28 protein-coding genes and 4 pseudogenes are annotated in these 26,702 nt (G+C 71.3%); 18 read left to right on the top strand and 14 right to left on the bottom strand.

Annotated features, from left to right (window positions below; all coding sequences use genetic code 11):
• Positions 1 to 8 precede the first annotated feature (8 nt).
• From ACIQZO_RS36740 to ACIQZO_RS36705, 8 genes and pseudogenes are all read left to right on the top strand, one after another.
• Positions 9 to 695, top strand: coding sequence for an antibiotic biosynthesis monooxygenase (locus ACIQZO_RS36740; protein WP_403635205.1), 687 nt, complete (start codon positions 9 to 11; stop codon positions 693 to 695).
• Entirely contained in the window at positions 692 to 2,188 is a 1,497-nt protein-coding gene (locus tag ACIQZO_RS36735) for an FAD-binding protein (protein WP_403635202.1), read from the top strand. The genes ACIQZO_RS36740 and ACIQZO_RS36735 overlap by 4 nt, the downstream gene beginning before the upstream one ends.
• Before the next feature lie 15 nt (positions 2,189 to 2,203).
• Positions 2,204 to 2,947 (top strand): class I SAM-dependent methyltransferase, encoded by a 744-nt coding sequence (locus ACIQZO_RS36730; RefSeq protein ID WP_403635199.1) that lies wholly within the window; start codon positions 2,204 to 2,206, stop codon positions 2,945 to 2,947.
• Positions 2,944 to 3,294 (top strand): hypothetical protein, encoded by a 351-nt coding sequence (locus ACIQZO_RS36725; RefSeq protein ID WP_403635197.1) that lies wholly within the window; start codon positions 2,944 to 2,946, stop codon positions 3,292 to 3,294. The genes ACIQZO_RS36730 and ACIQZO_RS36725 overlap by 4 nt, the downstream gene beginning before the upstream one ends.
• Positions 3,291 to 4,439, top strand: coding sequence for a glycosyltransferase (locus ACIQZO_RS36720; RefSeq protein ID WP_403635195.1), 1,149 nt, complete (start codon positions 3,291 to 3,293; stop codon positions 4,437 to 4,439). The genes ACIQZO_RS36725 and ACIQZO_RS36720 overlap by 4 nt, the downstream gene beginning before the upstream one ends.
• Complete coding sequence (locus ACIQZO_RS36715) at positions 4,436 to 5,632, top strand: cytochrome P450 (protein ID WP_403635192.1); 1,197 nt, start codon at positions 4,436 to 4,438, stop codon at positions 5,630 to 5,632. Before ACIQZO_RS36720 ends, ACIQZO_RS36715 begins: the two co-directional genes overlap by 4 nt.
• A complete protein-coding gene (locus ACIQZO_RS36710; protein WP_403635190.1) occupies positions 5,616 to 5,858 on the top strand; it encodes a hypothetical protein in 243 nt (80 codons plus the stop codon). Before ACIQZO_RS36715 ends, ACIQZO_RS36710 begins: the two co-directional genes overlap by 17 nt.
• A 342-nt stretch (positions 5,859 to 6,200) precedes the next feature.
• Positions 6,201 to 6,662 (top strand): annotated as a pseudogene (locus ACIQZO_RS36705) (transposase); the annotation flags it as partial.
• On the opposite strand, the pseudogene ACIQZO_RS36700 reads toward ACIQZO_RS36705, so the two are convergent.
• Positions 6,560 to 7,078, bottom strand: a pseudogene (locus tag ACIQZO_RS36700) (transposase); the annotation flags it as partial. The pseudogenes ACIQZO_RS36705 and ACIQZO_RS36700 sit on opposite strands and share 103 nt — an antisense overlap.
• Before the next feature lie 127 nt (positions 7,079 to 7,205).
• Here ACIQZO_RS36700 and ACIQZO_RS36695 point away from each other — a divergent pair.
• From ACIQZO_RS36695 to lnt, 5 genes and pseudogenes are all read left to right on the top strand, one after another.
• Positions 7,206 to 7,522, top strand: a pseudogene (locus tag ACIQZO_RS36695) (transposase family protein); the annotation flags it as partial.
• Positions 7,523 to 8,038: 516 nt separating this feature from the next.
• Positions 8,039 to 8,170, top strand: a pseudogene (locus tag ACIQZO_RS36690) (undecaprenyl-diphosphatase); the annotation flags it as partial.
• A 114-nt stretch (positions 8,171 to 8,284) separates the two neighbouring features.
• On the top strand, positions 8,285 to 8,461 hold the full coding sequence (locus ACIQZO_RS36685; RefSeq protein ID WP_167745548.1) for a hypothetical protein: 177 nt from the start codon (positions 8,285 to 8,287) through the stop codon (positions 8,459 to 8,461).
• Between the two features lie 69 nt (positions 8,462 to 8,530).
• Positions 8,531 to 8,998 carry a nuclear transport factor 2 family protein gene (locus ACIQZO_RS36680; protein WP_403635187.1) on the top strand — a complete coding sequence of 156 codons (468 nt, stop codon included), beginning with the start codon at positions 8,531 to 8,533 and terminating at the stop codon, positions 8,996 to 8,998.
• A 64-nt stretch (positions 8,999 to 9,062) separates the two neighbouring features.
• A complete protein-coding gene (gene lnt, locus ACIQZO_RS36675; RefSeq protein ID WP_403635184.1) occupies positions 9,063 to 10,640 on the top strand; it encodes an apolipoprotein N-acyltransferase in 1,578 nt (525 codons plus the stop codon).
• Here lnt and ACIQZO_RS36670 read toward each other — a convergent pair.
• The gene (locus tag ACIQZO_RS36670) at positions 10,585 to 11,490 is read right to left on the bottom strand and encodes a Gfo/Idh/MocA family protein (RefSeq protein ID WP_403635182.1); all 906 of its coding nucleotides are present in this window, start codon (positions 11,488 to 11,490) and stop codon (positions 10,585 to 10,587) included. The genes lnt and ACIQZO_RS36670 overlap by 56 nt on opposite strands.
• Before the next feature lie 86 nt (positions 11,491 to 11,576).
• Between ACIQZO_RS36670 and ACIQZO_RS36665 the strand changes: the two genes are divergently transcribed.
• Together ACIQZO_RS36665 and ACIQZO_RS36660 are read left to right on the top strand one after the other, a co-directional pair.
• The gene (locus tag ACIQZO_RS36665) at positions 11,577 to 12,101 is read left to right on the top strand and encodes a DinB family protein (protein WP_403635180.1); all 525 of its coding nucleotides are present in this window, start codon (positions 11,577 to 11,579) and stop codon (positions 12,099 to 12,101) included.
• Positions 12,102 to 12,258: 157 nt separating this feature from the next.
• The gene (locus ACIQZO_RS36660; RefSeq protein WP_403635177.1) at positions 12,259 to 12,720 is read left to right on the top strand and encodes a hypothetical protein; all 462 of its coding nucleotides are present in this window, start codon (positions 12,259 to 12,261) and stop codon (positions 12,718 to 12,720) included.
• A 51-nt stretch (positions 12,721 to 12,771) separates the two neighbouring features.
• Here ACIQZO_RS36660 and ACIQZO_RS36655 read toward each other — a convergent pair whose 3' ends face one another.
• The 8 genes from ACIQZO_RS36655 to ACIQZO_RS36620 all read right to left on the bottom strand — a co-directional run bounded on the left by ACIQZO_RS36655 (position 12,772) and on the right by ACIQZO_RS36620 (position 19,542).
• The gene (locus ACIQZO_RS36655; protein ID WP_403635276.1) at positions 12,772 to 13,317 is read right to left on the bottom strand and encodes a hypothetical protein; all 546 of its coding nucleotides are present in this window, start codon (positions 13,315 to 13,317) and stop codon (positions 12,772 to 12,774) included.
• 95 nt (positions 13,318 to 13,412) lie between these two features.
• A complete protein-coding gene (locus tag ACIQZO_RS36650) occupies positions 13,413 to 14,081 on the bottom strand; it encodes a uracil-DNA glycosylase (RefSeq protein ID WP_403635273.1) in 669 nt (222 codons plus the stop codon).
• A 122-nt stretch (positions 14,082 to 14,203) separates the two neighbouring features.
• The gene (locus ACIQZO_RS36645) at positions 14,204 to 15,787 is read right to left on the bottom strand and encodes an ABC transporter substrate-binding protein (protein ID WP_403635174.1); all 1,584 of its coding nucleotides are present in this window, start codon (positions 15,785 to 15,787) and stop codon (positions 14,204 to 14,206) included.
• A 152-nt stretch (positions 15,788 to 15,939) separates the two neighbouring features.
• Positions 15,940 to 16,701, bottom strand: coding sequence for an SDR family oxidoreductase (locus ACIQZO_RS36640; protein ID WP_403635172.1), 762 nt, complete (start codon positions 16,699 to 16,701; stop codon positions 15,940 to 15,942).
• Between the two features lie 27 nt (positions 16,702 to 16,728).
• On the bottom strand, positions 16,729 to 17,490 hold the full coding sequence (gene fabG, locus ACIQZO_RS36635; RefSeq protein ID WP_403635169.1) for a 3-oxoacyl-ACP reductase FabG: 762 nt from the start codon (positions 17,488 to 17,490) through the stop codon (positions 16,729 to 16,731).
• 181 nt (positions 17,491 to 17,671) lie between these two features.
• The gene (locus ACIQZO_RS36630) at positions 17,672 to 18,055 is read right to left on the bottom strand and encodes a DUF3037 domain-containing protein (RefSeq protein ID WP_403635167.1); all 384 of its coding nucleotides are present in this window, start codon (positions 18,053 to 18,055) and stop codon (positions 17,672 to 17,674) included.
• Positions 18,052 to 18,909, bottom strand: a complete 858-nt coding sequence (locus ACIQZO_RS36625) for a HipA family kinase (protein WP_403635165.1) — start codon at positions 18,907 to 18,909, stop codon at positions 18,052 to 18,054. The genes ACIQZO_RS36630 and ACIQZO_RS36625 overlap by 4 nt, the downstream gene beginning before the upstream one ends.
• An 18-nt stretch (positions 18,910 to 18,927) precedes the next feature.
• On the bottom strand, positions 18,928 to 19,542 hold the full coding sequence (locus ACIQZO_RS36620; RefSeq protein ID WP_403635162.1) for a cysteine hydrolase: 615 nt from the start codon (positions 19,540 to 19,542) through the stop codon (positions 18,928 to 18,930).
• Positions 19,543 to 19,618: 76 nt separating this feature from the next.
• Here ACIQZO_RS36620 and ACIQZO_RS36615 point away from each other — a divergent pair, with 76 nt between their 5' ends.
• A complete protein-coding gene (locus ACIQZO_RS36615; RefSeq protein ID WP_403635159.1) occupies positions 19,619 to 20,077 on the top strand; it encodes a pyridoxamine 5'-phosphate oxidase family protein in 459 nt (152 codons plus the stop codon).
• Positions 20,078 to 20,116: 39 nt separating this feature from the next.
• Here ACIQZO_RS36615 and ACIQZO_RS36610 read toward each other — a convergent pair whose 3' ends face one another.
• Positions 20,117 to 21,037: a LysR substrate-binding domain-containing protein gene (locus ACIQZO_RS36610; protein ID WP_403635156.1), complete on the bottom strand. Its 921-nt coding sequence runs from the start codon at positions 21,035 to 21,037 to the stop codon at positions 20,117 to 20,119.
• A 74-nt stretch (positions 21,038 to 21,111) separates the two neighbouring features.
• Here ACIQZO_RS36610 and ACIQZO_RS36605 point away from each other — a divergent pair, with 74 nt between their 5' ends.
• Positions 21,112 to 22,107: a DMT family transporter gene (locus tag ACIQZO_RS36605; RefSeq protein WP_403635153.1), complete on the top strand. Its 996-nt coding sequence runs from the start codon at positions 21,112 to 21,114 to the stop codon at positions 22,105 to 22,107.
• Between the two features lie 256 nt (positions 22,108 to 22,363).
• On the opposite strand, the gene ACIQZO_RS36600 is transcribed toward ACIQZO_RS36605, so the two are convergent.
• On the bottom strand, positions 22,364 to 23,698 hold the full coding sequence (locus tag ACIQZO_RS36600; RefSeq protein ID WP_403635151.1) for an aminotransferase class I/II-fold pyridoxal phosphate-dependent enzyme: 1,335 nt from the start codon (positions 23,696 to 23,698) through the stop codon (positions 22,364 to 22,366).
• Between the two features lie 37 nt (positions 23,699 to 23,735).
• Between ACIQZO_RS36600 and ACIQZO_RS36595 the strand changes: the two genes are divergently transcribed.
• Positions 23,736 to 24,455, top strand: coding sequence for a pyridoxamine 5'-phosphate oxidase family protein (locus ACIQZO_RS36595; protein WP_403635149.1), 720 nt, complete (start codon positions 23,736 to 23,738; stop codon positions 24,453 to 24,455).
• Here ACIQZO_RS36595 and ACIQZO_RS36590 read toward each other — a convergent pair.
• Positions 24,437 to 25,441, bottom strand: a complete 1,005-nt coding sequence (locus ACIQZO_RS36590; RefSeq protein ID WP_403635147.1) for a DMT family transporter — start codon at positions 25,439 to 25,441, stop codon at positions 24,437 to 24,439. The two genes, ACIQZO_RS36595 and ACIQZO_RS36590, sit on opposite strands and share 19 nt — an antisense overlap.
• Positions 25,442 to 25,603: 162 nt before the next feature.
• A complete protein-coding gene (locus ACIQZO_RS36585; RefSeq protein ID WP_403635144.1) occupies positions 25,604 to 26,560 on the bottom strand; it encodes an EamA family transporter in 957 nt (318 codons plus the stop codon).
• Between the last annotated feature and the right edge of the window lie 142 nt (positions 26,561 to 26,702).

The raw sequence follows: 26,702 nt of genomic DNA, 5'->3' as shown, positions 1-26,702 counted from the left end.
GAGGACGTATGCCGATCATCGAGCCCGAGTACGGCTCCCTGACCGTGTTCAACCTGTTCAACACCACCGACTCGGAGAAGCAGGCGACTCTCCTGGACGCCATGCGGGGCATCATCGCCAAGGCCAACTACCCGGGATGGCGGTCGTCCACGCTGCACGCGGGGGTGGCGAAGCCCTGCGCGGCCAACTACATCCAGTGGAGGTCGATCGACGACCTCAAGGAGCGGTACGACGGCGAGAACTTCAAGCACAACACCGTTCCCTACTTCACCGACCTCACCACGTCGGTGCACCTGCTGAAGACCGAGGTGGTGTCCGTCCAGACGAAGGACGGCGACGCCCGGACGGAAATAGGCCCGGACCGGGACGACTTCACCGTGATCGTCCTCATGGGGTGCGAGAGCAAGGACCAGAGCGAGCTCGTGTCCCTGCTCGACAAGCCGGACGAGTGGATGCGGCAGGTGCCCGGGTACCGCTCCCACAGCATCCTGCGCGCGCTCGACGGCACCATGGTCGTCAACTACGCCCAGTGGGACGACGCCGCCTCCTACGAGGCCTTCCACACCATGCCGGAGGAACAGCGCCCCGCGCACGACCGGCACATGCGCGCACGCGGCAAGTCCCTGCTGACCTCGAGGGACGCCAACACCTACGAGGCCGTGTTCTCCCAGTCGTGCGAAGGCTACGCGTCGTGACCCTGCCGATGTCACCCTTCACCGTGAGTCCCGAGGACCCCCGGTACCTCGAGCTCTCGCACTCGGACAACCACCGGTTCGCCGTCAAGCCCGCGGAGTTCCACCTTCCGCTCACGCCGGACGACGTCGTCGCCTCCCTGCGCAAGGCCGTCGCCGAAGGGCGGGCCGTCGCCTGCCGGTCCGGCGGGCACTGCGGTCAGGACTTCGTCGGCTCGCCCCGACGGGACCTCGTCCTGGACCTCCACAACCTCAACAGCGTCGGCCCGTCCGCCGAAGGGCAGGGGGTGCGGATCGGTGCCGGTGCGACGGTCGACCAGGCACAGAAGGCCCTCTTCCGCCGCTGGAACGCGTCCCTGCCGCTCGGCGCCTGCTCCGCGGTGGGCATGGGAGGGCTGGTCGCCGGCGGCGGCTACGGTCCGCTGTCGCGCCAGCTCGGCCTGGCAGTTGACCACTTGCACGCCGTGGAGGTCGCCGTCGTGGACGAGTCGCGCGACGTCCGTCTGGTGACGGCGCGCGCCGACGACACCGGTGACCTCGGGGACCTCTTCTGGGCGCACACCGGCGGTGGGGGCGGCAACTTCGGAGTGGTCACCGCCTACGAGTTCCGCAGCCCGGAGCACCTCGCCACCGAGCCGATCGGACTGGCTCGCGCAAGCAGCCGACTGCACGTGCAGAAGATCGTCTACCCCTGGGCCGCGATGGACGAGGAGTCCTTCGTCACCGTGATGCGGCGCTTCTTCGAATGGCACGAACGCCACGCCGCGCCGGGGACACCGGAGAACTCGCTGTTCGCCAGCTTCTTCGTCAACCACCGCAACTCCGGGTTCCTCCAGCTCATGGTCCAGCAGGACGCCGACGTGGACCCCGAGGGGAAGATCCTGGGCGACTTCGTCGCGTCGCTGACGGCGGGCACCCGCGCGGTGGGCATCCCCCGAGGGGGCGTGATGAGCTGGCTGACCGGCACCCGCTACATGAGCCAGGCCGACTGCGGTGACGTCATGGGGGCCCGGTCGGCCTCCAAGTCCGCCTATCACCGCGCGACGCCCACCGACGACCAGTTCTCGGTGCTCCACCGGCACCTGAACTCCGACCATCCCGGCCAGGCGTCGTACGTCATGTTCAACAGCTACGGGGGCGAGATCAACCGCCGCGCGCCGTCGGCCACCGCCGCTCCCCAGCGGGACTCCGTCGCGAAGTCGTCGTGGTTCACCGCCTGGCAGGACGCCTCGATGGACGAGCTCCACCTCGGCTGGCTGCGCGGTCTGTACGAGGAGTTCTTCGCCGGCACGGGAGGGGTGCCCGTCACCGGGGGCCGCACGGACGGCTGCTACATCAACTACCCCGACACCGACCTGCTGGACGCCGAGCGCAACCGGTCGGAGCAGCCCTGGCACCACCTGTACTACAAGGAGAACTACGCGCGTCTGCGGTCGGCGAAACGCACGTGGGACCCCCTGAACGTCTTCCACCACGCCATGTCCGTAGAACTCTGAGAGGAACCGCGAACGATGCCCACCGGCAGCACGGAGAAGATCCCCTTCGAAAAGCTCTACCAGGAGGGGGAGAAGTCGGGCCCCCTCATGCCGTGGAACATCGGCGGCCCGCAGCCGGCCGTACGCCGGATATGTGACGACGGCGGCTTCCACGGGCACGTGCTCGACCTGGGGTGCGGCCTCGGGGACAACGCGTTGTACCTGGCGTCCCAGGGCCTTCGGGTCTCCGCCGTCGACGTGTCGGAGGTCGCCGTCGAGTGCGGTCGCGAGAAGGCCCGCAGGAACGACACCACCGTCGATTTCCGGGTGGCCGACGCGTTCGCCCTCGCGGCGGACGGCCCCCGGTACGACGTCGTCCTGGACAGCGCCTTCTTCCACACACTGCCGGCCGAGGAGACGCCGCGGTACACGGAACTCCTGAGGGCCGTGTGCAACGACGGCGCCGAACTCCACCTGTTCACCTTCTCCGAGGAGCTCACCCCCGACTACCCGGGCCCGCGCCGCGTCTCGGAGCAGGAGCTGCGGGAGGCGTTCTCCGCGGACTGGGACATCAAGGTGATCGAGGCGACGCGCTACCACAGCTCGCTGCCCGCCGAAGCCGTAGCAAAGATGGTCGACCCGCGCACCTTCGAGGTCGACGCCCCCACCGACAACCTCGCCGACCAGCTGATCGACGAAGCCGGAAACGTCGTCTCCCGGATCTGGCACATGCACGCCGTACTGCGCCCGCAGGAAACCCGATCGGAGCACCGCGCATGAAGTTCGCCGCCGTCCTCGTCGTCAACTACCTCACCCCCTGGTACGAGTTGCCGCTCGAAGAGCGCGTAGCAATCGAGCACGAGCACGTCTTCCCCAGCGTCGGGGCCTTCGTGAAGAGGGGCGGGAAGCTCACCCCGGTGCGCGCCATCAAGTACGGGCGTGAGGCGGAGAGCTTCTTCATCCTGGGCTTCGACGAGATGGAGGACTACCTGGACCTGGTCCGGGAGCTGCGTTCGAGTCACCTGCTGACCGCGGGTCTCGCCGTCATCGACTTCGAGACCGTGGGCCTGGAGGAGGCCTACTTCGCCGAGCGCGACAAGGACCGGGCCCCGGCGGTCGCCGCGTGAAGGCCCTGTTCTACGCCGCGGGCACGAGCCCGGCCAGCGCGTTCGCGATCGGTCCCCTCGCCTCGGCGCTCCGGGCGTCCGGGCACGAGATCATGGTGGCCTCCTTCGAGGAGATGTCCGGCGCGGTCACCGGGATCGGCCTGCCGTCCATACCCGTGGCCCGCGGGCATTCGACCGAGAGCATCAAGGCCGCCGCCCACGGCAGGCCGGCGATCGAGTACCCCCACCGGCCCGAACAGGAGATGCCCTACCTGGGCCGCTGGTTCGGCCGCCAGGGCAGCTACGTGTGCGACGACCTGGTGGACATCTGCCAGCTGTGGGGCGCCGACGTCCTGATCGCGGGCAGCCAGGGGCACGGGGCGGAGATCGCCGCCCGCGCGGCCGGCATCCCCTTCGTCCGCCAGTCCTGGGACCTGTTCGACATCCACGGTTACGAGGACTACCTCCACGAGGAGCTGGCGGACCAGCTCGCCAGGATCGGCGCCGACACGCTGCCCGACCCGTCACTGCGGATCGACATCTGCCCGCCCGGCCTGACCGAGACCACCGGCACCTTCATGCGCTGGACGCCGCACAACAAGCAGCGGCAGATCGATCCGTGGATGCTGCAGACCCCGGACAGCGGCCGCGTGTGCCTGACGATGGGGAGCTTCCGGTACGCCTTCCCGGGCGCGATGGACCGGATCTCGGCCATCGTGGAGCGGATGCTGGGGCTCGGCGTCGAAGTCGTCGTCGCCATCGGCGAGGCGGAGGGGAAGCAGCTCCAGGAGAAGTACCCGCAGATCCGGGCGGGCTGGATCCCGCTGGAGGCCATACTCCCCACCTGCGAGGTGATCATTCATCCGGCGGGCGGCCTGACGGCGGTCAACGCCATCAACACCGCGACCCCGCAGTTGATCCTCAACCCGTTCGAGGCCTTCACCCCGACCCTGAAGCGGCTCACGGACTTCGGCTGCGCCCGGACGCTGTACCGCGAGGAAGGCAGTCCGGAGGCGATCGCGCAGGTCGTCAAGGAGATGCTGGGCGACTCCTCGTACTGCTTCAAGGCCCGGGAGCTGGCCGAGCGGGCGGCCACGGCGCCCACCGCCGTGGGAATGGTGCCGCTGATCGAAGACCTCGTTGCGCGGGAAAAGGTGAACCGGTGAGTCCGACGACCACGATTCCTCAGACCGATCTCGATCCGTACACCGACGCCTCGATCACCGACCCGTACCCGCTGTACAGCGCGCTCCGCGACGCCGCACCCGTGGTGTACCTCACCTCGCACCAGGTGCACTGCGCCGCCCGGTACGACGAGGTGTACACGGCCCTCCACCAGCACGGCGTCTTCGTCTCCGGCGAAGGCGTGGGCCTCACCGACACCCTCAACAAGGCGCAGAAGGGCAGCAGCTTCACCAGCGACCCGCCCTACCACGCCTACGTACGCGGCCTGGTGGCGCGGCACCTCAAGCCCCGGGCGATGGCCGACATCACGGGGTACGTCACCTCCTGGGCGGACCGGCTGGTACGCGAGCTCGTGGAACGGCAGTCGTTCGACGCCGTCCAGGACTTCGCCGTGGCGTTCCCCCTGGCCGTGGTCCCGGATCTGCTGGGATGGCCGGAGGACGAGGGCAAGGAACGGCTCCTGGAGTGGGCCAGTGCCGGATTCAACGCCTTCGGGCCGATGAACGAGCGCACACAGGCCGGACTCCCCCTGCTGGGCGAGATGAGCCAGTTCCTCCACCGGATGTCACAGCCGGGCAACCTGCGCCCGGGGAGCTGGGGAGCCGAACTGGTCTCCGAGGCCCGTGAGGGCAAGATCGAGGACAAGCTGCTGCCCGGCCTGCTCGGCGACTTCCTGGCCCCGTCCATGGACACGTCCGTCAGCGCGCTGTCCAGCATGATGTGGCTGCTCGGCACGCACCAGGACCAGTGGCAGCGGCTGAAGGAGGACCCCTCGCTGGTCTCGTCGGCCTTCAACGAGATCATCAGGTTCGAATCGCCGCTCCGCGGGTTCACCCGTTACGTGGCGGAGGACACCGAGCTGGGTGGCGCGCCCCTGCCCCGCGGGTCGCGGGTGCTCCTGCTGTTCGGCTCGGCCAACCGCGACGAGAGGTTCTGGAAGGACCCGGAGACGTTCGACATCGCCCGGCCGGGCGTGGCCCAGCAGATCGGTTTCGGGCACGGCATCCACGCGTGCGTCGGCCAGGCCTTGTCGCGCCTGGAGGGGCAGAGCCTCCTGGAGGCGCTGATCCGCCACGTCGACAGGATCGAGGTGGGAGAACCTGCGTGGAGGCTGCACAACACCATCCGCGGCATCGAGAAGATGGACGTGACGCTCCATGGACGAACGTCCTGAACCCGGCCACGTGCTGGCGGTGGTCAGGATCGACGCCCGGCGGTGCGAACTGCACCAGCAGTGCGAAGGCCTTTCGGACACGCTCTTCGCCTCCCCCGGGCAGCAGCTCGTGGTCCACGAGGGGGACGTGGACGTCCGTCACCTGGAGCGGCTGGTCAGGTCCTGCCCGATGGGGGCCCTCGAGCTGGACGTGACGCCCTCCGAGGCACCGGAGAACGCACGCTGAGGTCTGCACGACCCCTCCCCCGAGGAGCGGTCCGCCCTCCCGAGGCGGACCGCTCCTGTGCACGTCTCACCGCCCGAGGGCGACTCCGCCCACCGACGGCACCCTGATCCCCACCGGCTACCGCGACCAGGTCATGGACGAGGTCAGGCGCCCTTGGCGATCGGCTCCAGGATCGCCACGCACTCCACGTGGTGCGTCATCGGGAAGAGGGAGAGATCTGGCCCGTTTCAAGAAACACCAGGTCAGAGGCCATATACGAGCCTTCGCGCGGGTCCCTTTGGGGCGCCGTGCGTCAAACGAGCTCACAAGTGCTGGCCAGCGTCAGGCGTGCCTCACGGCCTCCACGTCATGACCACCACCCGCCACGACACCGTCGTCACCCGCTGGGCTATGGACCACCCCGTCCACGACCTGTTCCCCGGGCTTCCCAGGCAGAAGTGGAAACGCCGATCCTGCGGTGACGGCGCCCACGGCCCACGCGTCTACGACTGGGCGAGGGTCGAAGTCCGGCCCTGGCACCGCGAGGACCGCCGCCACTGGGTGATCGCCCGCCGCAGCGTCAGCCGGCCCGATCAGATCTCGTACTACATCGCCTACTGCCCGGCCGAGACGACCCTCGACGAACTCATCCGAGTCGCCGGCAGCCGCTGGGCCGTCGAGGAATGCTTCCAGACCGCCAAGCAGGAATGCGGCCTGGACGACTACCAGGTCCGCCGCTTCCCCGGCTGGCACCGGCACATCACCCTCGCCATGGCCGCCCACGCCTGCCTCACCGTCCTGCGGGCCCTGCCCTCGGGGAGGTAGTGGAGGGGGAAGGCAATCCACTCGTCGTGCATCTCGAAGAGCACGGCGGTGACCAGCCGCAGGAGCGCGTCGTCGTTGGGGAAGACCTGGACGACGTCGATGCGGCGTTTGATCTCGCGGTTGACCCGTTCCAGCGGGTTCGTGGACTGGATCTCCTTCCAGTGCCGTTCCGGGAAGGCGGCGAAGGCAGTGAGTTCGTCCTTGGCGTCCAGGAGCATCTGCTTGACCTGGGGGAACTGTGTGCTCAGCATGTCAGCGACCGTGTCGAGCTGACGGCGGACAACAGCCTGGGCGGGCTGGGCAAAGATGGTGCGGATGGTCGCGGCGACCATCTCCGCGGCGTCCTTGGCGATCACGCCGAAGGCATTGCGCAGGAAATGAACCCGGCAACGCTGGTAGGCGGCGCCGATCATCACCTTGCGTTGACCTCATCCCCTCCGCTGCCGGTGAACATGGCGTCGCACCGTCGGGTGGTTGCCTGGGCTCGTACGACGTCGAAGGCTTCTTGGTAGAACGCCCCTGCCGGATCATGCGGCCGGGGCCGACCGTATCGCCGTCGACCGACCGTTCCACTCGGGCAAACACAAGCTCGCGGGCCGCACGGACGTCATGGACGGACCGACAAGGGATACCAAGGAGCCGGGGGCACGGTCCGTGTTCCCTACCGCGGCCGGTGGGAGACGCTGTCCACAGGCCAGCAGGCCGTCAACCGGTCCCACGCGAAGATCCGGGCCCTGGTCGAGCAGACCGTCGCCACCCTCAAGTCCTGGCGGCTTCTCCGCAAGCTCCGCTGCTCGACCACCCGCATCACGAGCCTTGTTCAGGCTGTCCTCACCCTGCATCTGGCCAGCTCAGGCTGAAGATGGAAAAGGCTCACGGCGCTCTTCGCCACCCATGACAACGAATACCTGTTCCCTGCCATTGGCGGCGGGCTGCTGGCCCACGCAACCTTCAGCTGCTGGCAGCCGGTCTCGCGCGGTCGACCAGCCTCCGAGGAGTTCACGAGGGTTCGCCTGGGCCAGCCCCAGCTGGTCACCTCCCGCCGTCCCCTTCCGGATGTCCCTGCGACCGCGTACGCCGGGAAGCGGCTGTACCTGCTTCGTCACGGCGGCGAGGAGTGGCTGGACGAAGATCGACACAGTCGCATCGCCGTGGAGACCCGCATGGGCCACGAGGTCGCCGGCGTGGAAGGTCTCTACTCGCACGTTCCGCTGACCATGGAGCAGGAGATCGCCGATTCGCTGCAAACCAGGTGGCTGCGCTTCGTGGCCAGCGAGGGAGAGCACTGGAAAGTGCCATCTCCCACTGCTCTCCCATTCAATGTTGAAGAGTGGTGGAAACAGCAGGTCAGAGCCGCTCAGAACCTCGACTTGAACTGGTTCATGAATTTCATCTCGACCAAGAGCTTCATGCCGTTCGTGATCTACCGGATCCTCCTGGGCATCGTGCTGTTCGTGCTGATCGGCACGGACGTGCTGAGCCCGCACGCGGGTGAGTCCGGCTCGTAGCGGAGCCCCGTTCCATCACTTCGCGTGAACCGCAGGCCGCCCGGGAACGTTCCCGGGCGGCCTGCGCGTCGTTGTGCCTGAAGAGAGCGGAAGGCAAACAGCAGGGGGTGCCCCATGGGTCGAGTGGTGCTGGAGCGGTTTCCCGCCGGAAGTCCGCGGGGGAGCTGGCCCGCCGAGGAGTACGCGGCACAGCGGATGCGCGAGGGGGTGCAGGCCGAGGTGGTCATGGACCTGGACAGCGACGCGTTCCTCGTCGTGGTCCGGCAGAGGGAGTCCCGTTCCGGTCACTGACCGCCCGCGGGAAGATCCGGTGGGCGCAGGGCCCTTGGCCTCGCGCCCGCTCAGCCCCACACTGACCCGATGACTCAGCGTGTGGATCTCGCGACGGTGATGGACCGGCTGGCGATCGACGAAGTGGTCTCGGGGTACGCGGTGGCCGTCGACGACGGGGACTGGGATGCCTACCGGGCCCTGTTCGCCGTCGGCGGGAGGGTCGACTACAGCTCGGCGGGCGGGATCGAGGGCCCGGTGGCGGAGGTCGCGGACTGGCTGGCGCAGACCATGACGCTCTTCCCCGTGCGCCAGCACCTGATCGTCAACCGGCTGGTCCGGCTGGAGGACCTGGGCGGCTCGCCCGGCGACAGCGCCGAGGTGCGGGCGGACTTCCTCAATCCGATGCGGCTGGCCGGGCCGGACGCCGACCCGGAGGTCACCTCGCCGAACTTCGTCGCCGCCGGCCGGTACACCTTCGCGCTGGCCCGCACCCGTGAGGGCTGGCGGCTCACCCGCGTCACCGTCCACGAGAAGTGGCGGTACATGACCGCCTGAGCCGGGCGGCGGCGCTCGACTCGGCCCGGACGTCCTGCACTGCCACACTGGAAGCGGAGGCGCCATGATCACGATGCCCATGCGGTGGCGGTCCCCGCGATGGCGTGTGCCCGCCGCCGTCGCGGCCGGGGCGCTGCCCGCCCTCGCCTTCCCGGCCCCCGCGCTCTGGTGGTTCGCCTACGTCGCCCTCGTGCCCTGGATGCTGCTGCTGAGGTCGGCCCCCGGCGGGCGGCGGGCGGCCCTGGAGGGCTGGCTCGGCGGCGCCGGTTTCATCCTGGCCGTCCACCACTGGCTGCTGCCCAGCCTGCACGTGTTCCTGATACCGGTGGCCGCGCTGCTCGGGCTGCTCTGGATCCCCTGGGCGCTGCTGGTGAGGGAGTTCCTCGGCGGGGTCCCGACCGCGGGCCGGGCCTGGTGCGCGCTCGTCCTCGTACCGGCGGGGTGGCTGCTGTCGGAGCTGGTGCGGTCCTGGCAGGGCCTGGGCGGGCCGTGGGGGCTGCTGGGGGCCAGCCAGTGGCAGGTGACGCCCGCGCTACGGCTGGCCTCGGTGGGCGGCGTGTGGCTGGTCAGCCTGCTGGTGGTGGCGGTGAACTGCGCGGTGGTCCTGCTGGTCGCGGTGCCGGGCGCGCGGATCCCGGCGGTGGCGGGCATGACCGGGTGCGCGGTGCTGACGGGGGCGGTGTGGGTGTGGGCGGCGCGGCCCGTGGAGTCGGGCCGGCTGCGCGTGGCCGTCGTACAGCCGGGACCGGTGGCGGACGGCCCGGACAGTGCGGACCGGCGGTTCGACCTCGGCGAGCGGCTGACCCGGCCGCTGGCCGGGGAGCGGGTCGACCTGGTCGTATGGGGCGAGAGCAGCGTGGGCGAGGACCTGACGGCCCGCCCGGACCTGGCCCGGCGGCTGGCGGCGCTGTCGGCGGACGTGGGGGCGCCGCTGCTGGTGAACGTGGACGCGCGGCGGGCGGACCACCCCGGGATCTACAAGAGCGCGGTGCTCGTGGGCCCCCAGGGCCCCACCGGCGACCGGTACGACAAGATGCGGCTGGTCCCCTTCGGGGAGTACGTACCGGCCCGTGCGCTGTTCGGCTGGGCCACCTCGGTCGGCCGGGCCGCCGGCGAGGACCGGGTGCGCGGCGAGGCCCCGGTGGTCATGGACCTGCCCGGGCGGCAGGACGGGCGCACCGCGGACGCCTCCGTACGCCTGGGTCCTCTGGTCTGCTTCGAATCGGCCTTCCCCGACATGAGCCGGCGCCTGACCCTCGACGGGGCCTCCCTGCTCATCGCCCAGTCGGCGACCTCCTCGTTCCAGGAGAGCTGGGCCCCGGCCCAGCACGCCTCGCTGGCCGCACTGCGCGCGGCCGAGAACGGCCGCCCCATGGTGCACGCCACCCTCACGGGCATCAGCGTCGTGAACGGCCCGTCCGGGGAGCGGATCGGCGCCGCCCTGCCCACCTCGGCGAGCACGGCGGCGGTGTACGAGGTCCCGCTCGCCCGGGGCACGACCCTCTACGTCCGCTTCGGGGACTGGCCACCGGCCGCCGCTCTCGCCGCGCTCGCGGTGTACTGCGCGGTGGCGGGCAGCCGGGCACTCAGGCGGCCTGCTCCAGAGCCGAGCCCACCACCTTCTCGCACAGCTCGTGGGTGAGCAGCGCGTCGCGGGCGCTGAGCGTGGTGCCCGTCGTCACGGCCTCCAGGAAGTGGCCGACCACCTGCTCGATGCCGCGCTGGCGGGCGACCGGGACCCAGTCCCCGCGGCGCCGCACGGTCGGCTGGCCCTTGTGGTCGATGACCTCCGCGAGGTTGACGACCTGCCGCTTGGTGTCGCGGCCGGACACCTCCAGGATCTCCTCGGTGGAGCCCGACAGGCGGTTCATGATGCCGAGGGCGGTGAAGCCCGCGCCGGACAGCTGGAGCACCACCTGGTGCATCAGCCCCTCGCGCACCACCGCCCGGACGTCGACGTGCTCGGCCTCGCCGGGCAGCAGGAAGCGCAGGGTGTCGACGACGTGGATGAAGTCGTCCAGCACCAGGGTGCGCGGGTCCTCCGGCAGACCGACCCGGTTCTTCTGCATGACGATCAGCTCGCGGGCATGGTCGGCGCACTGTGCGTAGCCGGGCGCGTAGCGGCGGTTGAAGCCGACGGCGAGCGAGACCCCGCGGGCCTCGGCAAGTTCGACCAGCTGCCGCGACGCTGCGATCTCGTAGGCGAGCGGCTTGTCCACGTACGTGGGCACGCCGGCCTCCAGCAGCCGTGTGACGATCTCCGGGTGGGCCACGGTCGCGGCGTGCACGAAGGCCGCGTCGAGCCCTTCGGCGAGCAGCGCGTCGAGACCGGTGTGCCGGCGCGCGGCCGGGACGTGGTGGGTGTCGCCGACGTCCGCCAGCGCGACGGGGTTACGGGTCTGCAGGTGCAGCTCGATGCCCGGGCGGGTGGTCAGGACGGGCAGGTACGCCTTCTGCGCGATGTCGCCGAGTCCGATGCAGCCGACCTTCACCGGGCACCTCCAGGGGTTCGTTCGTTGTGGGATTCCCGCAGCTTAATCCCTGGTGGCAGGGGCTCTGTTCGCCGAGGATGAGCCCCATGACCACCAGTTCTGGATCACATCGAAACGAACCCGCCACCACCGCCGACGAGCGGGACATGCTGGACGGATGGCTCGACTACCACCGTGCCACCCTCGCCTGGAAGTGCGAGGGGCTCCAGGACGAGCAGCTGCGCCGCACCCCGCTCGCGCCCTCCGAGTTGAGCCTCCTGGGCCTCGTACGCCACATGGCGGAGGTGGAGCGGTACTGGTTCCGGGAGATCATCCTGGGCGAGGACCTTCCCGAGCTGTACTGCACGAGCGAGGACCCGGACGGCGATTTCCACTTCACCGAACAGGCCACCTGGGCCGAGGCGGAGCAGGTCTGGCAGACCGAGGTCGAGCTGGCGCGCCAGGCCGCCGCGGGCCGTTCGCTGGACCTCGTGTCGCGGGCCGAGAGCCACCACCGCCGTGAAGTGTTCAGCCTGCGCTGGGTCTACACCCACATGATCGAGGAGTACGCGCGCCACAACGGCCACGCGGACCTGGTGCGCGAGCAGATCGACGGCGCCACCGGCGATTAGCCTGTGTCCGTCACCCGTGCGGGGTGAATATCGGCTCCGGGTTTTCGCAACGGGGTCCTCGCACAGCAGAGTTGCGCGCGTGCATCCAACCCGAACCACGACAACGCTGTTGCTCGGAGTCGCCTGCGCCGTCTCGGCGGTCTCCGGGTGTGTGAATGTGAGCCCCGGACCCGTGCGGCCGGCGGCGGCCCCGGCCGCCGGGGTGCCGCCCCGCCACGAGCCGCGCGGCGGACCCGGGGCCGCGCCCGTGGTCGTCCGGGCGCCGGCCCTGGAGGCCCTGGAGGCGGTGGAGACCGCCCCGGAGCGGCCCGGGGCCCCGGCGGCTCCCGGAGCCGCCCAGCGGTCCGCACAGCGCCCCGTACCGGGCGGCTCCGGTGGGGCCGTGCGCGAGGCGCCGCCGGTCCCGGACATCCCCGAGCCGCGGCGGGCCGCCGAGTCCCTCTCCGGGCGTCCTGGAGGCCGTCCGCACCAGGCCCGGCCCGACGCCGAGGTGGAGCGCGAGCTGATCCGGAAGCTGCCGGTACGGCCCGCCGATGTGTGCGCGCTGGGCCGCAGGCACGGCCGCTGGCATCCCGACAGCCCGGAGGCCCGTATCTGCGCCGGCGCCCCTACGGACTGAGGTCCGCGGGCCCGCGGACCCGCCCAGCTGCACACCGCCGGATCCACACGGCTACGGGGACTGCTCGGGAAACGGCGGGGGCCCGGACCCCGGTTCCGCGGCCAGGCGCCGCTCCAGCCGGGCGATCGCGGCCCGTACGCCGTTGCCGTACCCGTCGTCGGCCAGCGCCCCGGTGGCGGCGCGGGCCCGCGCGAGGTGGACCCGCGCCGCCTCCGGCCGCTGCAGCTTCACGTAGTCGGTGGCCAGGCTGAGGTGCAGGGACGGGTAGAACACGCGCATCGCCGGATGCGGCTCCGGCCGCGCGGGGCCTCCGTCCCGGGGCGGCCCGGTCCCCGGCTCGTCGCCGCGCCCGTCGGCGGCGGCGGCGGTCAGGGCCCTCAGGTCCCAGGCCAGCTCGTCGGCCGGATCGTCCTGGGCGTCGGCCAGGTAGTGGGCCAGGGTGCACCGGTGCAGGGAGTCGCCCTCCTCGCCGATCTCGGACCAGATCTCGCCGAGCCGGTTGCGGGCCTCCTCGCGGTCCCCGGCGTGCAGCAGGATGACCGCCTGGCCGATCCTGGTCATGACGGCGTCCTCCGACGCCTCCTGCTGCTCCGTCACGGTGGCCTCCGGCTTGCTCTGCCAGACCTGCTCCGGTCTGATCATCAAGAAGCTAGCCGGAGGCACCGGCAATGGCGCCGAGGCGCGGTGGGACGTCAGCCGAGGTTCGGGATCCGCCAGTCGATCGGCTCATGTCCCTGGGCGGCGATTGCCTCGTTGATCTGCGTGAAGGGCCGGGACCCGAAGAACTTCTTGGCGGACAGCGGGGAGGGGTGGGCGCCCTTGACGACCACGTGCCGCTCCTCGTCGATCAGCGGGATCTTCTTCTGGGCGTAGGCGCCCCACAGGACGAAGACGGCCGGGTCGGGACGCTCGGACACCGAGCGGATCACGGCGTCGGTGAACTTCTCCCAGCCCTTGCCCTTGTGCGAATTGGGCTCGGCCTCGCGGACCGTGAGCACCGCGTTGAGCAGCAGGACGCCCTGCTCGGCCCACGGCATCAGGTACCCGTTGTCCGGGACCGGCAGGTCGAGCTCCTCCTTCATCTCCTTGTAGATGTTGCGCAGCGAGGGCGGGGTCTTGACGCCCGGCTGCACGGAGAAGCACAGGCCGTGGCCCTGGCCTGCGCCGTGGTAGGGGTCCTGGCCGAGGACGAGGACCTTCACCCGCTCGAAGGGAGTGGCCTCCAGGGCCGCGAACACCTGCTCGCGGGGCGGGTAGACCGGCCCGTTCGCCCGTTCCTTCTCGACGAACTCGGTGAGCTCTTTGAAGTAGGGCTGGTCCAGCTCCCCGCCGAGGACGGGGAGCCAGGACTCGGGCAGCATCTGGGTCACGGCGACAACCTCCGGTACAAGTTCGTGCAACTGCTCCAGAACCTACCGGGGCCCACTGACAATGCGTCGGCCGCCCGGGCACAGCCCGGGCGGCCGACGCATGGATGCCGTGTCTACCAGCTGGTCTTGCGGTAGAACTCCCACATCTGCATGACGGTCTGCGGGTCCAGCGCCCGCTCGGAGCCCGCGATGTCCTCACGCGCCGCGACGTACAGCTTGCCCTGCCACAGGGGCAGCAGCCGGACGTCCTCGGCGAAGATCTGCTGCGCCCGCTCGAACTCCTGGACGCCGGCCGACCGGTCGCCCTCGCGGCGGGACTTGGGCAGCAGGTCGGTCAGGATCTCGGCGGGCTCGTACGGGGTGCCGACCGCGTTCTCCTTGCCGACGAACGGCGCGATGAAGTTGTCCGGGTCCGGGAAGTCGGGGAACCAGCCGCGGCCGAAGACCGGGAACTCGCCGGTCTTGTAGCCGGTCTGGAAGGTCTTCCAGGGCTGGCTGCGCAGGGTGATCTTGAAGAGCAGGCTCTCGTCCAGCTGCCGCTTGAGCTCGGTGAACTCGTCGGCGGTGGAGGAGCCGTACCGGTCGGTGGTGTACCAGAAGGTCAGCTCGACCGGCTGGGTGATCCCCGCGTCCTTGAGGATCTTCTTGGCCTTGGCGACGTCCGCGCCGCCGTACTTGTCGTAGAAGGGCGTCTTGTGCCCGACGACTCCCTTGGGAACCATCGAGTACAGCGGCTCGGCGGTGCCGTGGTAGACCTTGGAAACGAGGGCCCCGCGGTCGACGATCTGCGCGATGGCCTGGCGCACCGGGAGCTTGGCGACCGCCGGGTCCTTGGGGTTGAAGACCAGGTAGCGGATCTCGGCGCCGACGTTCTCGACGACCTGGACGCCCAGCGCGTGCGCCGCGGGGGTCTGCAGGTCCGTGATCTCCGCGGCCGACAGGCCTCGGTAGGTGGCGTCGACCTCCTTCGCCTTCAGCGCCGCGACCATCTTCGGGGAGTCCGCGAAGTAGCGGATGGTCACCCCGTTGTTGCGGCGGGTGGCGAAGCCGGTGTAGCTCGGGTTCTTCGTGAGGACCGCCTCGGCGCCGTCCGTGTACGAGTCGAGCACGTACGGGCCGGAGCCGGTGATCTTGTCGCCCTCGCGAACCTTGTCGGCCGGGTAGTCCTTGGGCGCGACGAGCGAGGCTGCGGGCGAGCCGAGGACGTACGGGAAGGTCGCGTCCGAGGTGTTCAGGTGGAAGACGACCGTCAGCGGGTCCGGGGTCTCGATCTTGTCGAGGGTGCCGAAGAGCCCCTTGGGGCCGACGTTGGAGCCGATGGTCTTGATCCGGTCGAGGGAGTGCTTGACCGCCGCGGAGTCGAGCGGTTCCCCGTTGGAGAACTTCAGACCCTTGCGCAGGGTGCACCGGTAGGCCTGGCTCGCCGCGTCCGTGAACTCGCAGTTCTGGGCCGCGTCGGGCTGGGGCTTGCTGGAGCCCGTCGGGAAGGCCAGCAGGGTCTGGTAGACGTTCCGGTACAGCTCCCAGGAACCGTCCCACGCGGCCGCGGGATCGAGGGTGCTCGGTGTGCTCGTGGTACCGACAACGATCCTCTTCATATCGTCGCCGTCGTCCTCCGACAGCAGGCCGCATCCGGCGAGCAGGGATATGGACGCAAGGGCCGCAGTGATCTGCAGGCATCTGGTCCGGTTGAACACGTGCACGCTCCTCGATCAGCCAGGGGTGCGGCAGACCCTACCGCAGTGCCCCACGAATCCAATGGGTTGGTTTCGTGAGGCACTTGACCGGTTCCGTGCATATTCGGTATGCATTTACCTCCCTTTCGGAGGCAAATGCGTCCGATTATCGGTCAGTGCACCCCGGCATTGAGGAACATCCCTCCGTCGATGACGAGAGTTTGCCCGGTGATCCATTCCGCTTGTGCAGATGTCAGGAACGCCGCCGCCCCGCCGATGTCCTCCGGGACCCCGAGCCGGCCCAGCGGATAGGCCGCCGCGGCCTCCTGCTCGCGGCCCTCGTAGAGCGCCTGCGCGAACTTCGTCTTGACCACCGCGGGGGCGATCGCGTTGACCCGGACCCCGGGCGCCATCTCGTGCGCGAGCTGCAGGGTGAGGTTGACCATGGCGGCCTTGCTCATCCCGTAGGCGCCGATGAAGGGCGAGGCCGAGACACCGGCGATGGAGGCGATGTTCACGATCGCACCGCCGTTGTCCTTCTGCCAGGCGTGCCAGGTCCGCTGGGCGAAGCCGAGCGCCGAGATCACGTTCGTCTCGAAGACCTTCCGCGCGACCCCGAGGTCCAGATCCGCGATCGGCCCGAAGACCGGATTCGTGCCGGCGTTGTTCACGAGGAAGTCGACGCGGCCGAAGGCCTCCATCGTGCGCTCGACGGCGACGGCCTGGTGGGCCTCGTCGTGCGCCTTGCCCGCGACACCGATCACCCGGTCCGCGCCGAGCCGCTCGACGGCCTCCTCGAGGGCCTCCTCGTTGCGCCCGGTGATGCAGAGCCGGTCACCGCGGGCGACCAGCGCCTCCGCGACGCCGTAGCCGATGCCCCGGCTCGCCCCGGTGATCAGTGCGACCTTGCCGCTGTCGATACCGCTGTACGTCATGTCTGCGCCCTGTCTCTCGTGGACTCGTCAGCTGAGCGGGCCGCCGGCCACGTACATGACCTGGCCGGAGACGAAGCCCGCGGCCTCGCCCGTGAAGAAGGCGATGGCGCCCGCGATGTCCTCCGGACGGCCGACGCGCTGGACCGGGATCTGGGTGGCGGCGGCCGCCTGGAACTCCTCGAAGCCCATGCCGACGCGGGCCGCCGTCTGGGCGGTCATCTCGGTGACGATGAACCCGGGGGCGACGGCGTTGGCAGTGACGCCGAACTTGCCGAGCTCGATGGCCAGGGTCTTGGTGAAGCCCTGCAGACCGGCCTTGGCCGCGGAGTAGTTGGCCTGTCCGCGGTTGCCGAGCGCCGAGCTGCTGGAGAGGTTGACGATGCGGCCGAACTTGGCCTCCACCATGTACTTCTGACAGGCCTTGGACATCAGGAAGGCGCCGCGCAGGTGCACGTTCATGACCGTGTCCCAGTCGGTCTCGGTCATCTTGAACAGCAGGTTGTCGCGCAGCACGCCCGCGTTGTTGATCAGGATGGTCGGGGCGCCCAGCTCGCTCGCGACGCGCGCGACGGCCGCCTCCACCTGTGCGCCGTCGGAGACGTCGCAGCCGACCGCCAGGGCCTTGCCGCCGGCCGCCGTGATGGCCTCCACGGTGTCCTTGCAGGCCGCCTCGTCGAGGTCGAGTACGGCGACGGCACGGCCCTCGGCGGCCAGGCGTACGGCTGTGGCCGCGCCGATGCCCCGGGCCGCCCCGGTCACGATCGCGACGCGCTGCTCGGTGGTGGACATGCTGGATCTCCTCGCCCTTGAGAGGCGGCCGCCCAGAGGTGAGCAACCGCTTAGTAGCTTCAGCTGAGGAGACGCTAGGAGCCCTGGCACCCGGTGTCAACGCCACACAGGGGCTTCAGGACCACCGGCGTTGCGGGCACGGGGGTTCGAGGGCGGAGCCACCGCGGCGCCGCCGCGGCCGTCAGCGGACCAGCAGGTCCAGCAGCCGCTCCACCTCCGCCGCCGGATCGGCCGTCAGGCCGGTGTGCACCGGACCCGGCTGGACCACCGTGCTCCGCGGGGCGATCAGCCAGCGGAACCGCCGCCCCGCGTCGTCGCCCGCCGCCTGCCCCGCCTCGGCCCCGCCGCTGCACAGGCCCTCGACCCCGCGCAGGGCCGCCCGTACACCGGCCACGTCGGCCCCGGGATCCAGCGCGAGGAGCTTCGCCTCGTCGAGGTGCGTGCGCGCGGCGACGTACGTGTGCGCCCGGCAATAGACGATCACGCCGGCGTTGAAGCACTCGCCCCGTTCCATCCGGGGCACCACGCGCACCAGCGCGTACTCGAACACGTCCCGCTTGGTCACTCGCTGTCGCTCTTCTGCTTGTGGGTCTTGTGGGTCTTGTGGGGCCATTCCGGCAGGTGGTCGGTGAGCCAGCCGGGAGGTCCGGCAGGGGCCTTCACCTCGGCCTCCATCGAGATCCTCTCGTGGATCGTGGCCGCGCGCGGCAGCAACACCTCCACATAGGCGCGGCGCAGCGCGTCGGTGGAGTCGAAGCCCGGTTCGTCGACCAGCCACTCGTCGGGCACGTCGGCCGCGACCTCCGTGAGCAGCTCCTCGGTCACCAGCGGCGCGAGCGCGGCGGCCGCGGAGGCGATGTCCGGGCCCACGGGGGCCAGTACGTGGTCGGAGGCGTTGTAGGGCTTGGCGGCAGCGGCCGCGGCGGTGGGCCAGTTGTGGTGCCAGATCATGGTGGCGCCGTGGTCGATGAGCCAGACGTCCCCGTGCCAGACCAGCATGTTCGGGTTGCGCCAGGACCGGTCGACGTTGTTGATGAGGGCGTCGAACCAGACCACGCGTCCCGCCTCGACCGGGTCCACCTGGTACGCCAGCGGGTCGAAGCCGATCGAGCCGGGCAGGTAGTCCATGCCGAGGTTGAGCCCCCCGCTGGCCTTGAGCAGCTCCTGGACCTCCTGGTCGGGCTCGCCGAGCCCGATGACGGGGTCGAGCTGCATCTGCACCAGCCGCGGGACCCTCAGCCCCAGCCGCTGGGCCAGTCGGCCGCAGATGACCTCGGCGACCAGGGTCTTGCGGCCCTGGCCGGCTCCGGTGAATTTCATGACGTAGGTACCGAGGTCGTCGGCCTCGACGATTCCCGGGAGCGAGCCGCCCTCACGCAAAGGCGTGACGTAGCGGGTCGCGATCACTTCGGACAGCATCAGCCCAGGTTACGGGGGTCAGGTCGCGGGAGCCCACTGCATAAGCAGTTCCTCGGCCGTGGTGATGGCCGCCACCAGGGCGAGGGAGTTGCGGATCACCTCCGCGGTGCAGGAGGCGGGCACTCCGGCGATGGCGTCGGCCGGGACCACCACCTGGTATCCGAGGTTCACGGCGTCGAAGACGGTGTTCGGGATGGCGATGTTGGAGGAGACCCCGGTGACGACGAGGGTGCGGATGCCGAGATTGCGCAGCAGGGCGTCCAGGTCGGTGCCGGCCATCGGGGAGAGCCCGTGCAGCCGGCGCACCACCAGGTCCTCCTCGGTCACCGTGATGGGGGCGGCGACCTCCACCGCCGGGCTCCCGGTCAACTGGCGCACCGGCAGCCTGTCGGCGGCCCGGAACAGCCGTGCGTTGCCACTGGCCCCGCGTCCGTCCGGCCGCCGCTCGGCGACCGCGTGCAGCACCTGTACGCCAGCCCCGCGCGCGGCGTCGACCAGCGCGGCCACCCGCGCCAGCATGCCGGAGTCCCGGGCCTCCTTGGCGAGTTCGGGCAGCGCGCTCTCCTCGCCCACGACGCCGTTCTGGCACTCGACGGTGAGCAGCGCGGTGGTGGCGGGATCGAGGTCCGGCATGACTCCCCCTGGCGTGGCGACGGAAGAGCCCTCATGATTCCTGACACATAGTCAGATGTGAAGGGGCGCGGGACGGATGGACGAGACTCAGAAGCGGGGCCGCCGCATCATGATGAGCGACTCGGAGGTGGACGCCTTCCTGCGCGAGCAGCGGACGTGCCGGGTGGCGACGGTCTCCCCCGACGGGCGCCCGCACGTGGGCGCGCTGTGGTTCGCGTGGGACGGCCGCTCGCTGTGGCTGTACTCGATCACGCGCAGCCGGCGCTGGTCCGACCTGCGGGCGGACCCACGGATCTCGGTGGTCGTGGACGCGGGCGAGTCGTACGACGAGCTGCACGGTGTGGAACTGTCCGGGAGCGCCGTCTGCGTGGGCGAGGCCCCGCGCACCGGCGAGCCCTGCCCCGAACTGGCCGAGGCCGAACGGATCTTCCCGGTCAAGAACTTCGGCATCGAGGAGATGCCGCACGACGGCCGGCACGCCTGGATCCGCCTGACGCCGGAGTCGGTGGTCTCCTGGGACTTCCGCAAGCTGTAGCGCACGGGCGCGAGAGCGCGGGGCGGTCCGTACGGGCGGTCAGCGGAGCGCCGCGGCCGCCTGCTGCAGGCTGTCGACCGCGGCCCGGATGGAGGGCCGCCGGTCGGCGTCCGCCCGCCAGACGGCGTACACGTGGCGGCGTACGCTGTCGCAGACCGGCAGGAGCCGCACCCCCGGGGGCACCGGACCGCGGCCCAGCTTCGGCGCCACGCACACGCCGAGCCCGGCCTCCACGAAGGCCAGCTGGGTGTGGTGCTCCTCGGCGATGTGGGCGATGCGGGGCTCGATGCCCGTGCCGCGCAGAGTGAAGACCAGCCACTCGTGGCAGAACTGCCCCTCGTTCCAGGAGATCCAGTCGTCGTCGCCGAATTCGGCGAGGGAGATTCCGGAACGCCCGGTGCTCGCGGTCCGGTCGGCCAGCCGGTGGCCGGCCGGGACCGCGATGTCGACGGTGTCGTCCAGCAGGTGGGTCCGGGTGAGCTCGGCGGGCACCGGCATGCGTTTGTTGTGCCAGTCGATCGCCAGCGCCAGGTCGAGGTCCCCCCGCACGACGGCCGCCATGCTCTCCTCCGGCTCCTGCTCGCGCACCCGCACGCGCAGCTCCGGATGGTCGGCGCGCAGCCCGGCGAGGGCCTGCGGCAGGAGCCCGCGCATGGCGGTCGGGAAGGCACCGATCCGCAACTCGCCCACGGCGCAGCCCCGCTGGGCCTCGACGTCGGCCTGGGCGAGCTCCACCTGGGAGATGATCCGGGCCGCGTGATCGGCGAGCAGCCGCCCGGCGTCGGTGAGCCGGACCCCGCGCCCGTTCCTCGCCAGCAACGGCTGACCGACCTCGCGTTCCAGCTTGGCCATCTGCTGGGACACGGCGGAAGTGGTGACGTGGAGGCCGTCGGCCGCGCCGCTGACCGAGCCGTGGCGGGCGAGGGCGTCGAGGGTGCGCAGGCGCTCCAGGTTCAACATGTAAGCAATACTACGGCGTCACCCAGAGAAACTCTCGCTTGTCCTACGAAGTTGATACGAGGACAGTGAGGGGCATGAGCGCACCGACCACCCCGGGAACGGCCCTCCCGGCCTCCGCCTCCCCCGCCACGACCGCCTCCCCCATGGCGGCTGCCACCGCACCGGCCCGGCCGGGTCGCGGCGGCCTCCTCGACTGGCGGATCCGGTTCGCGATCCTCTCGGTCGTCTGGGGCTTCAGCTTCCTCCTGATCAAGGTCGGAACGGAGGCCTACGCGCCCTTCCAGGTGGCACTGGGCCGGGTCCTGTTCGGCGCGCTCGCCCTCCTCACCGTGCTGCTGGTCCGAAGGGAGCCGCTCCCCCGGGGGCTGCGCACCTGGGGCCACCTGAGCGTGGCCGCGCTCCTGCTCAACACCGCCCCCTTCTCGCTCTTCGCGTACGCGGAGCTGAGCATCCCCTCCAGCCTGGCGGGCATCTGCAACGCCACCTCGCCGCTGTGGGGCATGGCGTTGTCGCTGGTCGCCCTGTCCGAGGACCGGCCGACCCGCCGCCGCTTCGCCGGACTGGGCCTGGGCTTCCTCGGCGTACTGACCGTGCTCGGCGCCTGGCAGGGCTTCTCCGGTGTCGATGCCAAGGGCACCGCCTTCGCCCTGCTGGCCTCCCTCTGCTACCCCATCGGCTGGATCTACGTCCGCCGCACGCTGGCCGGGACCCCGGGCTCGCCGGTGGCCCTGACCGGTGGCCAGCTCATGGTCTCCACGCTCCAGCTCGCGCTGGTCAGCGCCCTGTTCACCTCGACGCCGAGCTCGTTCCCCCTCTGGCCGACCCTGTCGGTGATCGCGCTGGGCGCCCTCGGCACGGGCATGGCGCTGCAGATGCAGTACGGGCTGGTGACGGAGGTCGGCCCGACCACCGCCCAGATGGTCACCTACTTCATTCCGGTCATCGCCACCACGGCGGGCGTTCTGGTCCTCGGCGAGCAGCTCCACTGGAACACCCCGGTCGGCGCTGCGATCGTGCTGGCCGGCGCGGCCCTCACCCAGACCCGCACTGGGGCCCGCAAGCCCGCTTGACCTGGCTTGATAGCTTCCGACCTCGAACTCGCCCGGCGCCGCCACGCCGCGTCCGGTCCTGTCACCGGGACAGGAGCGGGCGCGGCGGTGCGGCCGGGCCGGCCGGGCGCGACCGCACGAAGCGCGACCGCACGAGCCGGGAGCGGTCGAGGCGGTCGGCCCCGGCAGGGCCGCACGGACCGCAGGACCGCACGGACCGACCCGCCGGGGGCCTGGGCCGGGGCCCTGACCCGGCCACGAGGTCCGCCGCCCGCGGTCAGTCGTACCGCACCCCCGCCGCCCCGACGCTGACCGCCGCGGCCACCGCGTCGGCCAGGCCCGGCACCTCCTCGACCGCCAGTTGCGAGACCGTCAGCCGCACCCCCGGCCCCGCCTCGACGCGGAAGACGGCCCCGGGCGACACCGCCCATCCGGCGGCGAGCAGCCTGGTCACCACCACCGTCTCGTCGATCACCGGCACCCAGACGTTCATGCCGCTGCGCCCGTGCGCCGGGACGCCCCGCTCCCGCAGCGCCTCGACCAGCGCGTCCCGCCGCCGCGCGTACGAGCGGGCCACCGCCGCCGGGTCCACCGCCCCCGAGGTCCACAGCTCCACCACCGCGTACTGGATCAGGCGGCTCACCCAGCCCGGCCCGAGGCGCTGGCGCCCCCGCAGCCGGTCCAGCGTGACCTCGTCGCCGGTCAGCACCGCGAGCCGCAGGTCCGGCCCGTACGCCTTCGCCGTGGAGCGGACCAGCACCCAGTGCCCGGTGACCCCGCCCAGCGGGTGCAACGGCAGGTCGACGATCCCGTGCCCGTGGTCGTCCTCGATCAGCAGCACCTCGGGGTGCTGCGCCAGCAGGGCCCGCAGCTCACGGGCCCGCTCCGCGCCCACCGCCGCCCCGGTCGGGTTCTGCGCCCGCGCCGTCACGACCAGGGCCCGTGCCCCGTCGGCCAGCGCCCGGGCCACCGCCTCGACCCGCGGCCCGTCGTCGTCCACGGCCACCGGCAGCACGCGCAACCCGAGCGCCGGGACCAGGTCCAGCACCCCGCCCCACCCCGGGTCCTCCACGGCCACCGCGTCGCCCGCCCGCAGGTGGGCGACGAGCACCCGTTCGATCCCGTCCAGCGCGCCCGAGGTGACCGCCACCGGACCGGGCGGCACCCCGTCCGCGTCGAAGTCGGCGCGGGCCCGCCGGGCGAGCTCCGGTGCGACCGGACCGGCCCCGTAGAGGGTCGGCGCCTGCGCGTACCGCCGGGCGGCCACCGCCAGCGGCCCGTCGAGCGACGGGAGCAGCGACACGTCCGGATTGCCCTCGGCGAGGTCCCGTACGCCCGCCGGCACCACCATCCGCAGCGCGTCCCGCGGCGTGCTCGACGGGCGGGACCGCACCCGGCTGCCGCGCCGCCCGTCGGTTTCGATGACCCCACGCTCGCGCAGGGTCCGGTAGGCGGCGGCCACGGTATTGGGATTCACCCCGAGATCGCCGGCCAACTCCCGCATGGGCGGGAGCAGCGAGCCGGGCGGGAGCGCGCCCGAAGCCACGCCCGCCTCCACCCCGGCGGCGATATCCGCTGCGCGTCGTCCTGTGATCCGATAGTCTCCTAGCACAAACCACAGTATGCACTAGCGCAATGGAGTCCGCATCATGGCCGCCACGCCTCCTGCCACGGAAACGCCCGGGACGACGGAAGGGACCGAGAGGCCCGCGTCGACCGGAAGCTACGAGCCCACCCCCCTCACCGTCCCCAGCCGCTCCCGCGACCGGGCGCGCTACGACCGCGAGACGGTGCACTCGATACTCGACGCGGCCTACATCTGCCACCTCGGCTTCGTCCGCGACGGCGCGCCCGTCGTCCTGCCCACGCTGTTCGCCCGGGTCGGCGAATCGCTCTACATGCACGGCTCCACCGGCTCCCGCCCGCTGCTCGCGGCCGGCCGCACCGACCCTGGACTGGCCGTCTGCGTGACAGTGACCCACGTAGACGGACTGGTGCTGGCCCGATCGGCCTTCCACCACTCCCTCAACTACCGCTCGGTGGTCGTGCACGGCACCGCCCACCAGGTCACCGACGAGGCCGAGTGCCGGACGGCCCTGGACGCGATGGTCGAGTCCGTCGCCCCGGGCCGATCCGCCGATATCCGGCCCGCGAACGCCAAGGAGCTCGCCGCCACCGCGGTGATCCGGGTGGACCTGACCGAGGTGTCCGCGAAGCTCCGTACCGGCCCGACCAGCGACGACGCCGAGGACCTGGACCTGCCCCACTGGGCGGGCGTGATCCCGGTGGCCCCGGCGTACGGAACCCCGGTGCCGGCCGCGGACCTGGCCCCCGGCATCGAACTCCCGGACTACCTCGCCGCGCTCTGAGGAGTCCGCCGGACGGGCGTGGGTACCGCGTCCACCGGCCGCCGCCGGGACTCCGCCGCGATCAGCGCGCCCACCGCCGTCAGCAGCAGTGCGGTCCCCAGCACCACGGCGCCGGTCAGCTCCTCCCCGAGGACCAGGACCGCGATCACCGCCGCGCTCACCGGCTCGATCAGCATGATCACCGAGACGGTCGCGGCCCGCACGGCGGCGGCCCCCGTGAAGTAGAGGACGTACGCAAGCGCCGTCGGCACGGTCGCCACGTACACCAGCAGCCACAGCACGCGGCCGAGATCGGCGGTGTGCGGCGACAGCCCCTCCACCGCGGCGAGCGGCAGCAGGCACACCGTGCCCACCGCGACCGACCACGCGGTGGTCACCAGCGGGTCCCCGCCGGCCCCGCGCTGCCCGAGCCACCGGGCCCGCAGGGTCATCCCCGCGTACCCGGCGGCCGACAGCAGCGCCCAGCCGACGCCGAGCGGCCGCACCTCGCCGCCGCCGCTGCCCAGCACGAGTACGGCCAGACCCGCCAGCGCGCCGACGACGGCGGCCGCGCCACCGAGGCCGAGCCGCTCACCCATCCAGTACCGGGCGCCCAGCGCGATGATCACGGGCCCGGCGCCGAGCGTGACCACCGTGCCCACGGCGAGACCGGTGTCGCGCACGGCGGCGAAGTAGGCGGCCTGGAACACGGTGAAGAGCAGCCCGGTCACGATCAGCGAACCCGCCGAGGGCCGCACCCGGGACAGGCGGCGACGGGACGGAAGGGATGCGCGGGACGCACGGGATCGGGACCGGGACCCGCGTACGGCGAGCACGGCGAGCAGCACCGCGAGCCCTCCCGCGCACCGCCAGAAGGACAGGGCGAGCGGGCCGAGGTCACTGGCCAGGAAGAGGAGGGAGGCAGCCGCTCCGGCGGTGCCCCAGGCGGCTCCGGCGACGACGAGGTACAGCAGACTGCGCCCGGCAGCGGGCGAATGGTTCGACACGAGATGTCTCCGCGCATGCGTGAAGGATGAAAGAAGCAGGTCATCGCTTCGCGGGCAGCACGGACCCGCCCGGGGGATCCCCGGGCCGGGTACCTGACGTGGTGGCGCCGCCCGCGCTAGGCGGCGGGAGGCGGAAGCACGGTCGAATGCATGAGCGCCACCCTAGGCCGTCGTCGTCTCGCGGTCCAACACGGCCGGGAGGACGTCGGCCGGCGGGTGCGGCCGGGAGGACTGGGCGATGAAGGCGCCGCCGAGCACCAGACCGCCGCCGACGATCTGCCAGGTCGAGAGGTGCTCGCCGAGCAGGATCCAGGCGAACACGGTGGCGACGACCGCCTCCAGGAACGCGACCACACCCGCGACCTGGGGCGAGAGCCTGCGCACCGAGACCACACCGGTCAGGTAGGCGAAGACCGTCGCGATCAGCACCACCCAGGCGAGCAGGAACGGGGCGGGCACCAGGGTGCCGCCCACGGAGGCCTGGCCGCCCAGAACCTGCCAGTCCATCTCCCACGGCCGGGCGATCACCGTCATCACCAGGGTGCCGACGAGCATGCCGTACGCGATCACCCCGAGCGGGTCGGGAGCGTCGTCCCCGTCCGCGCCCTGGTCGGCGAAGACGAAGTAGAAGGCCTGGCAGCAGGCGGCGGCGAGGCCGAAGAGCACGCCGAGCAGGTCCAGGCTCAGCCCGGCCCAGATCTCGACCACGCAGGCCAGGCCGACGACGGCCACGGCCGCGCCCGCGGCGGCCCCGCGGGTGACGGGCTTGCGCTGCACGAAGCGGATGTAGCCGAGGAGCAGCGCCGGGCCGAGGTACTCCAGCAGGAGGGCCACGCCGACCGGGATCCGGGACAGGGAGGCGAAGTAGAAGGCCTGCACACCCGCGACGGCAACCAGCCCGAAGCCGGCGAGCAGTGCGGGCCTGCGCAGGAGGAGACCACGGTGGCGCCAGGCCAGCGGGGACAGCACGAGCGCCGCCCCGGCCACCCTGAGCCAGACCATGTGGAGGGGATCCAGACCCGCTTCGATCAGCGGCTTCGCCGCCACTCCGGAACCACCGAACGCGAACGCCGAGACGAGGGCGAGGCCCAGTCCGGCATTTCTCCCTGACGCTTGCATCCGGCCATCATGACAGGGCCGGTCAGCACCGTCACGGGGGTGACACCTGTTGAGACGGAGCCGAGATCGGGGCCCGCCGACCCCCACCATTTCTGACAGGTCGTCAGTATTGAATGTTCCGCCCGCCGGGGCTACCTTCCGC

It is taken from the genome of Streptomyces sp. NPDC097617, from assembly GCF_044761485.1.
Classification (GTDB): Bacteria; Actinomycetota; Actinomycetes; order Streptomycetales; family Streptomycetaceae; genus Streptomyces.
The sequence above is the reverse complement of the archived record's forward strand: the minus strand, read 5'-3'. Positions and strand labels throughout refer to the sequence as shown.